Genomic DNA, 14,311 nt, shown 5'->3' with positions numbered 1-14,311 from the left:
CCCCCTCCCCTGTTACCGCGTCAGCGGGCCCGACGGCGGACGCGGCCACAGTGGGCCAGTCGCCCGAGGCGCCGGCCCCCACCCCCTCGCCGTCGGCAGCTTTGGCGCGGCAGTTTTCGCTCGATGATCCGGCAAGTCCCTGGGTCATCGTGAACAAGCACCGGGCGCTGAAGCCGGCGGACTATGTGCCGGCTGACCTGGTGCGTCCCGCCGTCGCGATCTCCGCCGGGAGTGAGGCGGCGCTGCTGAACAGCACCACGGCGGCAGCGGCTGAGGCGATGTTCGCGGCGGCCGCGCGGGACGGTGTGGCGATGGTCCTGGCCAGCGGCTACCGCTCGTACAGCACGCAAGTGACCACGTACAACGGGTACGTCGCGGCGCGGGGGCAGGCCGACGCCGACACCGCCAGTGCGCGGCCCGGCCACTCGGAGCACCAGACCGGGTGGGCGTTCGACATCGGGGACGGCGGAGGTGCCTGCAGCTTCCAGCCGTGCTTCGCGGAACAGCCTGCCGCCACGTGGGCGAAAGCGAACGGGCACCGGTTCGGATTCGTGGTGCGCTACCCGTGGATGGTGCACCCCATCACGGGGTACTACTACGAGCCGTGGCACCTGCGGTACGTAGGCGTGGAAGCGGCCACGGACATGCTGAACCGCGGCATCGGGACCCTCGAGGAATACTTCGGACTGGACGCGGCACCGGGCTACGCCTGAACGTCGAATGCCCTGGCGAAGTTCCGGACACGTGTCAAGAATTTACCGCCGCGTCATCTGGAGCCTGCCGTCCGTGGGCTAGCGTAGGTCCCATGCTGACAGGATTCAAGAATTTCATTATGAAGGGCAACGTCGTAGACCTTGCCGTCGCTGTTGTCATGGGCACTGCCTTCGGCGCGGTTGTCACCGCGCTGGTGAACAAGGTACTCATGCCGTTCATTGCAGGACTTGTGGGATCCCCGAACTTTGACAGCTTTGCCAAGGTGGACTTCAACGGCAACGCCGTTGAGTTCGGCGTGCTGCTGACGGCGATAGTCAACTTCCTGCTGATTGCCGCCGCCATCTACTTCGTGGTGGTCATGCCCATGAACCACATGATCGAGCGCCGCAACCGCCGGCTCGGCATCAACCCGGATGTGAAGGAAGAATCTGCCGAAGACCCGCAGATCGCCCTGCTGACCGAGATCCGCGATTCCCTGCAGAGCCGGAATCTCTGACACCGTTCCAGCCAAACCAAGTGTGGCCCGTCTCCTGGTGGAGGCGGGCCACAGTTGTTTGCAGAGCAAGTGCGCGAGTAGCCTCCTCCGTTGACACGTGCCTCGGAGCGATAAATGATTGCGCAGTGGGGGAAATGCGGGCAGGAGCCAGGGTCTCAGCATCTAAATGCAATTTTAGGGCCCTCACTATTTTGCCCCTATTGCTTGCGGTCTTTGTTCGATTCCTAATGCTCCCATTCGTTAGCGATGACGCAACGATCTATCTCCTGCCTTGGATGCAGGAATACCGGACGCAGGGCGTGGCAGCTCTAGGCGGGGAATTTTCCAACTACAACTTTCCCTACCTCTTTCTGCTTTATGCCGCGAGCCTCCTGCCGGTTGAGCCGCTATACGCAATCAAGTTCGTTTCATTGATAGGTGACGTGCTGCTGGCTGTCTCAATGGCGCACCTCGTACGCCAATACCGACCGTACGGACTGGAACCTGCAACCGCAGCCGTAGTTACACTCTTCATTCCTACGGTGCTCTTGAACGCCGCAATGTGGGGACAGTGCGACTCGTTCTATACAGCCTTCCTCGTGCTCTCGCTCAGCTATCTCCTCCGAAACGATGCACGCAGAGCGTGGCTTTTTTGGGGCGTGGCATTCGCATTCAAGCTCCAGTCTGTGTTCTTCCTGCCAGCGCTCGTTCTGGTCTCGCTGCGAAATCGATTCAACTTGATGAGCTCCATTCTCGCAGTCGGCCTTTGGGCAATGCTGAGCCTTCCTCCGATGCTGTTCGGTCGCTCGCTAGGCAGCACGCTGGGTATCTATGTCAAGCAATCGGGTGAAGACCGGCTTGTGGCCGGTGCAGCTAACATTTACGAATGGCTTCCCGGTGTTACGGCAGCGGAAGGAAGGATCCCGGCACTGATCGTATGTTCGGCAGTCCTGTTGGGAATTGCTTTCCCCTACTGGAGAGCGCCGGACTCTCCTGAGCGAAGAGTCTTACTGGCCGCGTGCGTCCTGGCCGTGTGCCCATTCCTCTTGCCGCAAATGCATGACCGCTATTTCTTTGCCGCCGAAGTGGTTTCACTGGTTTTTATTGGCAATAGAAGTCTGCGCTTGGTTCCGGTAATTTTCTCCGGCACCGGCCTTCTGGTTTATGTCCTTTACTTCTCCGGCAACCGCTACATCTGGCCACTGCTCATTGCATCAGCATTACAAGCTGTCGCCCTTGTCCTACTGATGCACGAACTGATGATAAAGCGCCGAGCCACGAAGAGAAATTTGCTCCCTATTATTCAGTAACGAGTTCCAGTGCGAGTTCGGTCCGGACCACCTGGGCCAGGTGTTCGGCGATGGACTGGGCAGTCTCTTCGTCGGCGGCTTCCACCATCACGCGGACCACCGGCTCGGTGCCGGAGGGACGGAGCAGGACGCGGCCGGTGTCGCCGAGGGCGGCTTCCGCAGCTGCCACGGCCTGGGCCAGGACGTCGCTGCTGCCCACGCGGCTGCGGTCGACACCCTTGACGTTGATGAGCACCTGCGGGAGCTTGGTCATGACCGTGGCGAGTTCCTTGAGCGGCTTGCCGGTCAGGGCCACCTGTGCGGCGAGCTGAAGCCCGGTGAGGAGGCCGTCGCCGGTGGTGGCGTGGTCGGAGAAAATGACGTGGCCGGACTGTTCGCCGCCCAGGTTGTAGCGGCCGTCGCGCATGCCTTCCAGGACGTAACGGTCCCCCACCGCGGTTTCCAGGATGGTGATGCCGGCGTCGCGGAGGGCGAGCTTCAGGCCGAGGTTGCTCATGACGGTGGCCACCAGGACGTCGTCCTTGAGCTTGCCGGACTGCTTGAGCGCGATGGCGAGGATAGCCATGATCTGGTCACCGTCCACCTCGTTGCCCTCGTGGTCCACGGCCAGGCAGCGGTCGGCGTCGCCGTCGTGGGCGATGCCCAGGTTCGCGCCGTACTTGACCACGGCCTCCTTGAGGGGGCCCAGGTGGGTGGAGCCCACGCCGTCGTTGATGTTCAGGCCGTCAGGGTCGGCGCCGATGACGATGACGTCGGCGCCGGCGTCCTTGAAGAGCTGGGGTGAGCAGCCGCTGGCGGCACCGTTGGCGCAGTCCAGGACGACGGTGAGGCCGTCCAGGCGGTGCGGGAGGGTGCGGAGCAGGTGGACGATGTAGCGGTCCTCTGCGTCGGAGAAGCGCTGGATGCGGCCGACGTCGGGCCCGGTGGGGCGGACGGCTTCCTTGGTCATCTGGGCCTCGATGGCGTCCTCGACGTCGTCCGGCAGCTTCTGGCCGCCGCGGGCGAAGAATTTGATGCCGTTGTCCGGCGCCGGGTTGTGGGAGGCGGAGATCATGACGCCGAAGTCGGCGTCCAGGTCCGCGACCAGGTAGGCGGCGGCGGGGGTCGGCAGGACGCCGGCGTCATAGACGTCGATGCCGGAGCTGGAGAGCCCGGCTTCCACGGCGGCGGCGATGAATTCACCGCTGGCGCGCGGGTCGCGGGCCAGCACGGCGCGGGGCCGGGAGCCGTTGGAGTTGCGGTCGTGACCAAGCACGACGGCGGCCGCCTGGGCCAGCTGCAGGGCCAGCTCTGCTGTCAGCAGGCCATTGGCCAGCCCCCGGACACCATCAGTTCCAAATAATCTAGACACCGGTCAAGTGTAGAGGATGGTGGTCACCGAGCCCTCGCAGGTACCTCGTCTCTGCCGGACTTTAAGCAGCCACCCTGCACTTCACCGACATGTCCGGACAGTTCGGACATTCATTTCCGCCTCCTTCGGTAAGCTCACAACAATAAAAGCGTGCTACGGACAGGGGGGTTATTTAATGCAGGCAGGCACTATTCAGCTGCCAAGTCTTACTGGGCTTCGATTTTTCGCAGCATTGGCCGTGGTTCTGTATCACATGCGGTTGTACTTCGCTCCAATCGGAGACGGGTTGGTTGTGTTCAGTTATGGTTTCACAGGGGTCAGTTTCTTCTTTATTCTCTCCGGTTTTGTCCTGACTTGGTCGCATCAGGAGGGAGCGCGCCCGGGCAAATTTTACTGGAACAGGTTCGCCCGCATATGGCCATTACACGTATTGACGATGGTTTTGGCGATCTTTGCTCCGCCGTTGCCGGCGTCGTCAGGAACTGCCTGGGGCGCCGCGCCGTTTGTGTTGACACTCACGCAGGCGTGGATTCCGGGGAGCCCTTATCTCACGGCTTTTAATGGCGTCTCGTGGTCACTGTCATGCGAGGCCTTTTTTTATCTCCTTTTTCCGGCGTTATCGAGAAGGATTGGTGCCTCTGGTCGGCTGCGGCGTCTTTTCGTCCTCGTTCCGGTGACGCTGCTAGCCCTTGCGGCTGGTCTGTCGGCAGCAGCATCAACGTCCGCGGCCGATTATATTTTGGGACCGATGCCGATTTACAGACTAGGTGAATTCGTCCTGGGGATGTGTCTCGCCAAGACAATGACTAGGGGTTGGCGCCCCCGGTTCAATCTTCTCCACGCCTCAGTACTCCTCATACTGCTGACGGCGGGGCTATTCGTAGCCTCGATAGTGTCGAATGGGATGGCACGGCCGTTCCCGGTCCTGTTCGCCAACTTGGTCATGATCCCGGGATTCCTGATGTTGATCGCGGCAGCGGCGGCTAGCGACATCTCGGGGAGAATGACCTTACTCACGTCGCGCAGCCTGGTTCAGCTCGGCGAATGGTCCTACGCGCTCTATCTTGTTCACGAGTTGGTGATCAGAGTGGGCAGGCCCATTGTTCTTAACACCTCAGTAGTAGGAGGGATCGGGCTGGCCTCGCTGGCAGTCGTCGTTTCCATTCTGCTATCAGGTGTTCTCCACGAGTTCGGTGAAAAGCCCGCTGAGAAATGGCTCCGCAGGCGGTACTTGCTAAGGCCGGATCCTCAGCGAGTACAACACCCGTAGAAGCAGGTAAGACAGGCCAATCAGCCCTTTGCAGGTATCCGACTACTTGGTTTCGCACCATCATTACCTGTCTTTGACTTAAAGTCTCGCAATGGGTCATCTGCCGCTCCTACGATCCATGCATGACACCTAGCTATGGGGGCTTGGCGCTCGAGATTGTAGTACCGGTCTACAACGAAGAAGCGGTACTCGAAAACAGCATTACGAGGCTCGCCGAATACCTCACCAATGAAATGCCGTCGACGTGGAAAATCACCATCGCCGACAATGCAAGCACCGACCAGACTTCGGTGATTGCCGCCCGCCTTAGCGAGCACTTGCCGAATGTGGAGTATCGGCGCCTGGAGGTCAAAGGACGCGGGTTCGCGCTAAGAGATGCGTGGTCTGCCTCCGATGCAAAAGTCCTGGCCTACTTGGATGTTGATCTCTCGACGGATCTGGCAGCACTTCCCCCGTTAGTGGCTCCTCTATTGTCCGGGCATTCCGATATTTCCATCGGGACACGTTTGGGCCAAAGCTCGCGGGTAAGCAGGGGCGCAAAACGAGAATTCATATCCAGGTCCTACAACTTCCTGCTTCGCCGGACCATGCAGGTGCAGTTTTCCGACGCCCAGTGCGGATTCAAAGCCATCCGTGCCGATGTTGCCAAGCGCCTGCTCCCCCATGTCGAGGACAACGGTTGGTTTTTTGATACTGAGCTATTGATTATTGCTGAACGGTCTGGCCTCCGCATTCACGAAATTCCCGTGGACTGGGTGGATGATCCGGACAGTCGGGTGGATATCAAGCAAACTGCCTTCGACGACCTCCGTGGGATGGTTCGAGTTTCCGCATCGCTGCTGAAGGGCGTCATACCCGTTCAGGCGATATACGCAGAGCTTGGACGTCGGCCCCTTGCGCCCCTATGCCGGCCAAGCTTTTTTGGCCAGGTGGTTCGATTTGGCCTTGTCGGGGTCGCTTCGACTTTGGCCTTCGCACTGCTCTACCTGATGATGGAGGGCCCCTTTGGATCCCAGGAGGCCAACTTCATAGCGCTACTGCTCACCGCTGTAGGAAACACGGCAGCCAACAGGCGGTTCACGTTTGGCATCAGCGGGCCGGCCAAGCTGGCCACCCAGCAACTCCAGGGCTTCATAGTGTTCCTCTTGGCGTGGACACTTACGTCGTCGTCGCTGGTGCTGCTCCACTCGTTGCACGCTGATGCTGCACCAAACGTAGAACTTCTGGTTCTGACTGTGGCAAACATCCTCGCCACGCTGATGAGGTTTGTCCTGCTGCGCCTCTGGGTCTTCCGGGACACCCGCGACCACCTTGACTCCCGGGCGTCCATTGACGTCACTGTTGCTACCGGCGGGCGTTTCTTTTGAGCCGGCTGCTGTCACCCGTTGGAAACGGGGCTGGGAAACGGCCTGACTACTTGTCAGAGAATTGGGAACGGATTGTTCCAACGATTTGGGGACGCCTCGTTCGAGGACGCTCCCAGAATGAAAAATGGGAATACCCTGCGTACGTGTCGCTTCTTGCTACGACTTCGCTCCTCTATGTATGGGGATTGGACACCAATGGTTGGGCTAATCCCTACTATTCGGCCGCCGCGCAAGCCGGAAGCCAGGATTGGAAAGCATTCTTCTTTGGGTCGTCTGAAGCCGGCAATCTGATTACGGTGGACAAGCCACCACTAAGCATTTGGGTCATATCACTTTCGGTGCGGCTATTCGGTCTCAGCAGTTGGAGTCTTCTCGTCCCGCAAGCTGTGATGGGCGTCCTTTCCACTGCCTTTCTCTACAAGATTGTTCGTCGTGGTTTTGGTCCGCGGACCTCACTGTTTGCTGCGGCAGTGTACGCCAGCACTCCTGTTGTCGTGTTGATGTCTCGTTTCAATAATCCTGAGCCCCTCATGGGGCTTTTGACCATCGTTTCCGTTTGGGCAGCATTAAAGGCGATGGAGACTGGCCTCATTCGCTCCTTTGCCCTGGCAGGATTCCTGTTGGGACTGGCATTCATGGCCAAGCAGGTCCAAGCACTCTTGGTGGTTCCCGCCATGGCTACCGCAGTGATCGCGTTCAGCAATGGAAAATTTGCGGCGCGCATCCGCCAGTTGCTGGTATCGGCCGCTACCCTGATAACTACAGGGGCTGCGTGGCTGGTTGCAGTGGAGGTCATCCCCCCATCAGCGCGGCCCTACATCGGTGGTTCGGTTACAAACAGCGCCATCGAGCTAACCTTGGACTACAACGGTCTTGCACGGTTCATACACATCCCTATGAACGCAGATGGAAATCGAACCAGTGTTGATGAGGATGCCTCGCCCTCCAGTGGCGGCATAACCAGGCTCTTTAATGGGAATTTTGCCCCAGAAATCGCTTGGCTTCTGTTCGCAGCCGCACTTTGTTTCATTGTTCTAGCAGTTCTTGGCCGCTCCGTGCAGTTCAACAGCCAACAGCGAAACCTAGCTTTCCTTGCACTTTTATGGTTTGGCACAACACTTGCAGTTCTTTGCTTCATGGGCACGATGATCCATACGTACTACACATACTCCTTATCCGCACCTTTAGCTCTAGTCCTGGCTATTGGTCTATCTTGTCTGTGGTCCCTGCGACATCGCCTTGTGTTACGGCTCTTCGGCGCCGTTTTGATCTGCTCCTCCACGTACATGACTCTTCGGATCCTTGAGTACGGCACGGGTTGGCCGGAATGGATGCCGAGCGCACTTATCGGACTGGCTGCGCTCGTATGCGTTTCCTGGCTTTTAGCATCGAGGCCCGGACCCGTGCCTACTCCGGTCGCCGCGCTCTTGGCTGTAGTGCTATTAGCGGCGCCAGTGGGAGCGGACTTGTTCACGCTATCCACTCCCCAGCACGGTACAAACCCATTGTCAGGACCTGTTGGGAGCGACCCTATGTCCATGTCGCGGCTTATGCTCACAGTAAAGGACGGCAATCCGCCTTGGGCAAAAAAAATAGCACTCGGCGCCGAGCCCTCAGCAGTAGTCGTTGCTTTGCTCCGCGATGCTACCCCTGGGCAGACGTGGGCCGCGGCTACGTACTCCGCACAGAACGCGGCCCTGTACCAACTTGAATCGGAGCGGCCAGTGATACCTTTGGGAGGCTGGCTTGGCACTGATCCCGCACCGACACTTTCAGAGTTTCAAGACCTGGTCGCCCGGCATCGCATTGGGTTCTTTATTTGGCAGCAAGACCTCTTAGACCGGGGTGAACTCAGCTCTGAAACCACCAGCATCTCTGGCTGGGTCCGAGAAAACTTTCAGGAGCAGGTGATCGACGGTGTCCACATCTACGACCTCCGAAGCTAGAAATCAGAAAGCATTTTCGATTGTCAGTGCGGAGTCGCTCAGGAAAACGCTCCGTCTAGCCAGTGCGTTTCTATGGCGCGGACCGGCGGAGGACCCTCGCTGGGAACGACCAGCGTTACTGCTCATATTGGGATTGAACGCAACACTTTATTGCTGGAACTTGGCAATAAACGGTTGGGCGAACTATTACTATAGTGCTGCAGTCCAAGCCGGCACAATGGATGCCAAGGCCTACCTTTTTGGTTCTTCCGATTGGGGCAACTCAATTACCGTAGACAAACCCCCACTAAGCCTTTGGGTTATGGGCTTATCAGTGCGTTTGTTTGGCTTGAACTCAGTAGCCATGCTGCTTCCACAAGTTATGATGGCTGTTCTAACGACGCTTCTAATTTATGCCATTCTACGCCGAGCAGTCTCCAGTTGGTCTCGTCTCTTTGGGTCGATTGTCTTTTTTACGACGCCCATCATCACCCTGATGTCTCGTTACAACAACCCCGATCCATTGATGCTGCTCCTTATGGTTACTGCAGTGTGGTTCGCGATTCGCGCAGTTGAAGAGGGCCGCGGGAGATTCTTCGTTGCAACTGGCGCCCTATTGGGCATGGCTTTTATGACGAAGCAGTTGCAGGGTCTGATCAGCCTCCCAGCATTGGGGCTGGCTTTCCTGCTCTTCAGCCCACAGAAGTGGCGCAAGCGAATCACGGCAACAATGTTAGCCATAGTAGCAATGGTTGTAACCGGAGGACTGTGGATGGTCGCTGTGGACCTGATTCCCTCAGATCTCCGACCTTACGTGGGAGGTTCCCATAACAACAGCGTTCTGGAATTAACATTCGCTTATAACGGCGTCGATCGGCTAGCTGGCTCCGGCGAGATTACCGAAGCTATGCAAGCGCCCCAACAATATCGAACGGCGGCAAGCGATGCCGGCTTATTCCGGCTACTTAATGCAAACTATAACCAGGAAGCATCCTGGCTTCTTTTCGCAGCCGTACTGGCAGTCCTATTCCTTGCCGCGGCATGGAAAACTATGCCTAGAAGCGGCTCGTTGCGTTTCCTGACCTTCGCTTCCTGCATGTGGCTACTTACGGCCTTTCTACTTCTCAGCTTCATGGGAAACCAGATACACACCTATTACACAGCAGCTTTGGGGCCGCCACTTGCACTGGTCCTGGGGCTGACTCTAGAAGCAATCATTCGTCAAAGGCACAGGTTGTCAGTTCGTCTTGCAGGCGCCACCATCGCTCTGGTGGCGTTGCTCTCCTCATGGCTAATAATGTCCGGAACGAGCCTGTGGCCGGAATGGCTGCCTACAGCCGACCTGCTCATTGGCATATGCGCCCTCGCCGCACTAGTTATCAAGGCGCCCAGCCCCAGTATCCATGCAGGCGCGGTAGCCGTCCTCGCTGCAGCCCTTCTTACTGGCCCCGCCATAACCTCCATACACAACGTAACCGTCGGTTTTACTGGCTCAAACCCAGTTTCCGGTGGCTTGTCTCGAAACCCTGCCGCCATAAGTCATCTCCTGCAATCGCTGCAAAACAATGAGCTGCCGTGGGGCCATGACATCGCTTTCGGGCGAGATCCGGACACGGAGCTAATTAGTGCTGTCACCAATGCAAGAGGTTGCACCTGGGCAGCCGCAACTTACGCAAGTCAAACTGCGGCCAAACTCCAGTTACAGTCAGGGCGTCCTGTGATGCCGGTCGGTGGATTCGAAGGCAGAGATCCGTCGCCTTCACTTGAGGAGTTTAAGCGGAAGGTTGCAGATGGGAAGATTTGCTACTTCATACAGCAGGATGCCGTCATTGGAGTTCAGGAGCCGGATTCAAGGGCCGTGGAGATCAGCGGCTGGGTACAGAGCAACTTTGAGGCGCAACTACTCGGACGCACCAAAGTTTTCCACCTTGTGAAGGACTGACATCAAAAAGAAGCCCGCCCCACCAACCGGTGGGACGGGCTTCTATGCAAGCGGATTTAGCGCTTGGAGTACTGCTGAGCCTTACGGGCCTTCTTGAGACCGGCCTTCTTACGCTCGATGACACGGGCGTCGCGGGACAGGTAACCGGCCTTCTTCAGCGTCGGGCGGTTGTTCTCGACGTCGATCTCGTTCAGCGAACGGGCGATGCCGAGGCGCAGGGCGCCGGCCTGGCCGGAGATGCCGCCGCCGTGGATGCGGGCGATAACGTCGTAAGCGCCTTCAAGATCAAGGATCTTGAAGGGCTCGTTGACGTCCTGCTGGTGCAGCTTGTTCGGGAAGTAGTTCGCCAGCTCGCGGCCGTTGATGGTCCACTTGCCGGAGCCGGGCACGACGCGAACGCGTGCAACAGCTTCCTTGCGGCGGCCAACAGCTGCGCCGGCAACGGTCAGGGCCGGACGCTCCTTCTTGGGAGCAGCTTCAGCAGCTGAGCTCTCAGAGGTGTAGCTGGTCAGGTTTTCCTCGGCCTCGACGACCTCGGTGGTCTCTTCGTTCTGAGCCACGATTCTCCTTGTATAGATAAGTTGTTTGGTGGCCAGGACTACTGGGCGACCTGGGTGATTTCGAAAGTCTTGGGCTGCTGGGCAGCGTGCGGGTGCTCAGCACCGCGGTACACCTTCAGCTTGCCCAGCTGCTGGGCAGCGAGGGAGTTCTTGGGGAGCATGCCCTTGATGGCCTTCTCAACGGCGCGGACCGGGTTGGATTCCAGCAGTTCCGCGTAGTTGACGGAGGTCAGGCCGCCCGGGTAGCCGGAGTGGCGGTATGCGCGCTTCTGCTCCAGCTTGGCGCCGGTCAGGGCTACCTTTTCAGCGTTGATGATGATGACAAAGTCGCCCATGTCCATGTGGGATGCGAAAGTGGCCTTGTGCTTGCCGCGCAGCAGGATTGCGGTCTGGCTTGCAAGACGACCAAGGACAACGTCGGTGGCGTCAATGACGTGCCACTGGCGGTTGATATCGCCGGGCTTCGGGGTGTACGTACGCACGGTGTTTGCCTCGTTCTTGTTCTGGCGTTCTTGTTTAGGTGTCGCTAGCTCGCGCACCTACTGTCTGCGCGCTACCGGAACAGAGGTGAGGGCTCCATGTAACCAGTCATCCTGAAGTTCCGAATGTGCACGTTGAGTAGTTATCCTGCAACCGGATCCTCAAGCGGGCACGCACCATCGGAATAGGACACGCACAACGACTACCAAGATTAGCGCGTCAGGTGGTTCGGGGTCAAAATGAGGTAGCCGGAGGCCGCTGGGGCCACGCCGGCCCAATCAATGCAGGGGGATGCAGTGCTGTCAGCGGGGAACGGGGAGTCCACCAGCGCGCTGCTCGTCGTTGGCGCCGGGATTCTGGGAGGCATCCTCTCCCCCATCGCCGAACTCCTGATTGCGAAGCTTCTTCCGAGGCTCGGCGAGATGCCGGGACTGCAGGCAAGAATTACGACGGCGGCGCTCACCGGCATTGCATGTGCGGCCTTTGCCGCGCATTTCGGCAACGCATTGAGCCTTCCAGCCTTCCTTTTACTGGCCGTATTGGGCACCCAGCTGGCACGCATAGACATGGCGCTCCATTTGCTGCCAAATCCCCTCGTGTTAATACTGCTGGCCGGAGGTCTTTTACTGCTTCTATTGCCGGGACTATTTGGTAAGCAATCTGATGATCTGCTCCGCGCATCCCTGGGAACGGTTATTTTGTTCGCCGCCTACCTGATTTTGGGACTCATTTCCCCCGGCGGCATCGGGATGGGCGACGTGAAGCTCGCCGCGCCTGTCGGCCTTTACCTGGGGTACCTAGGTTGGAGCCAACTGCTCTACGGCGGCCTCATTGGCTTCGTCTTGAATGGCATCGTCACAGTGCTTGTGCTCAGTCGAAAAGGCCGGAATAAAGCCACCGAAGTACCCCACGGCCCCTCGATGCTCGGCGCTCTCGCCGCAGTCACGTTCTTCATCGGCTAGGAAAACCAGCCCCACCTCTCACCCAAGGCCGTGCGAGTGCATCAACGGCAGTAGGTAGTCCGCATGGAACCTGCAACCGTCGACTGAGTACCAGTCCGTAGCTTCGAGTACATAATTTTGATGCTCCCCAAAAAAGTCGAGTACCACTACGCATTGTTGCCCCATACCCCCCAGTGACAATCTCTTCTTAGCGAAGTCCAGCCGCTAAAGATTTATGGGGGCAGCTGGAAATTCGTTGAAATCAAACAGTTCCAATTTCACCGAATTAAAGGAAAAATAAAATGACTTCTCTCATGGTCTCAATGACTGCTTTCATCGCCGGCATCAAGGATCGCTTCGAATCCGAAAAGGGCGCCACGGCAACGGAGTATTCACTTCTGGTCGGACTCATCGCATTGGTGATTGTTGCAGGCGTCACCGTCTTCGGAGACAAGCTCAGCCTGTGGTTCAGCACTCTGGGAACCACCGTCGGCACCTGGTAGTACGCTTCCACTCCCGGTGTGCCGCGCCTCAGTGCGCGGCACACCTAACCTTTTCAAGCTGCAAATGTCCAGGGGGACCCGTGAAACGCAGCCAAAAAACTTCCAAGAAGAATGAATACGGTGCGGTAGCTGTCGAATTCGCTCTTGTCGCTCCCTTCCTCCTCGGCTTGATTGTTGCGGTTGTGGAGTTCTCGAATGCATACAACATTCAGGTGTCCGTGACGCAGGCGTCGCGGGAAGCGGCTCGAACAATGGCTATAACTCATGACGCCACAAAAGCAACTGTCGCTGGCAAGGCGGGTGCACCGTCCATCAACACTGCTCTGTTGAGCTTCGACTATTCAGCCGCGAGCTGCCCTGCCGCCACACCGCCCTCGACTGCATTTGTGACGGTTACTTATAGCGGTCACTGGCTCACAGGCTTCTTCGGATCTTCTCTGGTCCTCAAGGGTAAGGGAGCTATGCAATGCGGCGGCTAAGCAAAACGTCTTACACGAAAGATCCCGACGAGCGCGGAGCTGCGGGAGTTATAGTCGCGGTCACTCTCCTGGTGCTAGTAGGTGCCGGCGCCCTTGCCGTCGACACCGGTCAGATCTACGTGGAACGCGCTCAGCTGCAGAATGCTGCGGATTCGGCAGCAATCGCCGTCGCGCAAAGTTGTTCGGTAGGAACGTGCAAAACAGCCTTGACTGGCCCCAGCTCCATAGCGAAACCCCTTGCGGATGCAAACTCCAACGATGGAGCGTCCAAAGTTGTCACGATTGATACCAGTGTGGATGGCAAAGTCACCGTGACGACTTCCACGCAGAATGGGACGACCGGTGCTGGCTTCCTGTCCAAGATGTTTGCCAGTGCCCTTCCTGGCGCCGGTCCGGCCACCGTCGGAGCCACCGCTACGGCTGCTTGGGGCTATCCAGGATCGGGACCGTCAACTCTGCCAATCACATTTGCTCCCTGCCAGTTTGACATCGACGGGTCCTTACACACCATTCTCGTCCACGGCAGTCAGACCTGCGTTAGTGATAACCCGTCTGGTGCCGCCGTTGCCGGCGGGTTTGAGTGGCTGACGCCGGATCCAGGGAAATGTGGGACCACCGTTTACCCGGACGATCCCGCCACCCCCACCGTAGTAGACCCATATGCGAAGACCGATACGGGCCTCAACATGCCGAGTGAATGCAAACCCGTCATAGAAAGTCTTCTCGGCAAGGTCGTATTCATCCCCGTCTATTCGAGCGTCACCGGCACTGGCCACAACGCCAAGTACTACATCAAAGGTTTTGCAGCCTTTCTACTGGCTGGCTACAACTTCCCCGGCATGAGCGGTGGCGACCTCACAGGTCTGAGTGGAAGCGCTAAGGGCATCCGGGGACGATTCGTCAGTTGGGTTGCCGACCCGTCGCTATACGGCGACGGCGGCTACGACGGCGGCGGCGCCGACCTGCCGCCACATCTGGTCAAGTAAGAACTAAG

The 14,311-nt window shown here is 58.4% G+C and carries 14 protein-coding genes and 1 pseudogene; 12 read left to right on the top strand and 3 right to left on the bottom strand.

All coding sequences use genetic code 11. From position 1 onward, the window contains the following. The 3 genes from BACI349Y_RS06430 to BACI349Y_RS06420 form a co-directional block, all read left to right on the top strand. The coding region (locus BACI349Y_RS06430) for a M15 family metallopeptidase (protein ID WP_236560750.1) at nucleotides 1-713 on the top strand (713 nt) is incomplete at its 5' end. Between the two features lie 92 nt (nucleotides 714-805). Beyond that, complete coding sequence (mscL, locus tag BACI349Y_RS06425) at nucleotides 806-1,210, top strand: large conductance mechanosensitive channel protein MscL (protein WP_159631402.1); 405 nt, start codon at nucleotides 806-808, stop codon at nucleotides 1,208-1,210. Nucleotides 1,211-1,485: 275 nt separating this feature from the next. Further along, entirely contained in the window at nucleotides 1,486-2,499 is a 1,014-nt protein-coding gene (locus BACI349Y_RS06420) for a hypothetical protein (protein WP_159631401.1), read from the top strand. On the opposite strand, the gene glmM is transcribed toward BACI349Y_RS06420, so the two are convergent. After that, on the bottom strand, nucleotides 2,489-3,850 hold the full coding sequence (gene glmM, locus BACI349Y_RS06415; protein WP_159631400.1) for a phosphoglucosamine mutase: 1,362 nt from the start codon (nucleotides 3,848-3,850) through the stop codon (nucleotides 2,489-2,491). The two genes, BACI349Y_RS06420 and glmM, sit on opposite strands and share 11 nt — an antisense overlap. Nucleotides 3,851-3,866: 16 nt before the next feature. On the opposite strand from glmM, the gene BACI349Y_RS06410 reads away from it, so the two are divergent. From BACI349Y_RS06410 to BACI349Y_RS06395, 4 genes are all read left to right on the top strand, one after another. Beyond that, nucleotides 3,867-5,120 carry an acyltransferase family protein gene (locus BACI349Y_RS06410; protein ID WP_328699845.1) on the top strand — a complete coding sequence of 418 codons (1,254 nt, stop codon included), beginning with the start codon at nucleotides 3,867-3,869 and terminating at the stop codon, nucleotides 5,118-5,120. A 122-nt stretch (nucleotides 5,121-5,242) separates the two neighbouring features. Further along, nucleotides 5,243-6,487 (top strand): bifunctional glycosyltransferase family 2/GtrA family protein, encoded by a 1,245-nt coding sequence (locus BACI349Y_RS06405; protein ID WP_159631398.1) that lies wholly within the window; start codon nucleotides 5,243-5,245, stop codon nucleotides 6,485-6,487. 143 nt (nucleotides 6,488-6,630) lie between these two features. Continuing rightward, entirely contained in the window at nucleotides 6,631-8,433 is a 1,803-nt protein-coding gene (locus BACI349Y_RS06400) for a glycosyltransferase family 39 protein (protein WP_159631397.1), read from the top strand. A 217-nt stretch (nucleotides 8,434-8,650) separates the two neighbouring features. After that, nucleotides 8,651-10,354, top strand: a complete 1,704-nt coding sequence (locus BACI349Y_RS06395; protein ID WP_159631396.1) for a glycosyltransferase family 39 protein — start codon at nucleotides 8,651-8,653, stop codon at nucleotides 10,352-10,354. A 56-nt stretch (nucleotides 10,355-10,410) separates the two neighbouring features. On the opposite strand, the gene rpsI is transcribed toward BACI349Y_RS06395, so the two are convergent. Next, nucleotides 10,411-10,914, bottom strand: coding sequence for a 30S ribosomal protein S9 (rpsI, locus tag BACI349Y_RS06390; protein WP_159631395.1), 504 nt, complete (start codon nucleotides 10,912-10,914; stop codon nucleotides 10,411-10,413). Between the two features lie 38 nt (nucleotides 10,915-10,952). Beyond that, a complete protein-coding gene (rplM, locus tag BACI349Y_RS06385; protein ID WP_015937805.1) occupies nucleotides 10,953-11,396 on the bottom strand; it encodes a 50S ribosomal protein L13 in 444 nt (147 codons plus the stop codon). A gap of 294 nt (nucleotides 11,397-11,690) precedes the next feature. Between rplM and BACI349Y_RS06380 the strand changes: the two genes are divergently transcribed. The 5 genes and pseudogenes from BACI349Y_RS06380 (at nucleotide 11,691) to BACI349Y_RS06365 (ending at nucleotide 14,303) form a co-directional block, all read left to right on the top strand. Further along, nucleotides 11,691-12,356: a prepilin peptidase gene (locus BACI349Y_RS06380; RefSeq protein WP_236560748.1), complete on the top strand. Its 666-nt coding sequence runs from the start codon at nucleotides 11,691-11,693 to the stop codon at nucleotides 12,354-12,356. Between the two features lie 281 nt (nucleotides 12,357-12,637). Then, on the top strand, nucleotides 12,638-12,838 hold the full coding sequence (locus tag BACI349Y_RS06375) for a Flp family type IVb pilin (protein ID WP_159631393.1): 201 nt from the start codon (nucleotides 12,638-12,640) through the stop codon (nucleotides 12,836-12,838). 80 nt (nucleotides 12,839-12,918) lie between these two features. Next, nucleotides 12,919-13,317, top strand: coding sequence for a TadE/TadG family type IV pilus assembly protein (locus BACI349Y_RS06370; RefSeq protein ID WP_159631392.1), 399 nt, complete (start codon nucleotides 12,919-12,921; stop codon nucleotides 13,315-13,317). Beyond that, a pseudogene (locus BACI349Y_RS20235) lies at nucleotides 13,305-13,481 on the top strand (pilus assembly protein TadG-related protein); the annotation flags it as partial. The gene BACI349Y_RS06370 and the pseudogene BACI349Y_RS20235, both read left to right, overlap by 13 nt. Before the next feature lie 42 nt (nucleotides 13,482-13,523). After that, complete coding sequence (locus BACI349Y_RS06365; protein ID WP_236561072.1) at nucleotides 13,524-14,303, top strand: hypothetical protein; 780 nt, start codon at nucleotides 13,524-13,526, stop codon at nucleotides 14,301-14,303. Nucleotides 14,304-14,311 lie beyond the last annotated feature (8 nt).

Source organism: Arthrobacter sp. 8AJ (genome assembly GCF_902506025.1).
Lineage (GTDB): Bacteria > Actinomycetota > Actinomycetes > Actinomycetales > Micrococcaceae > Arthrobacter.
The sequence above is the reverse complement of the archived record's forward strand: the minus strand, read 5'-3'. Positions and strand labels throughout refer to the sequence as shown.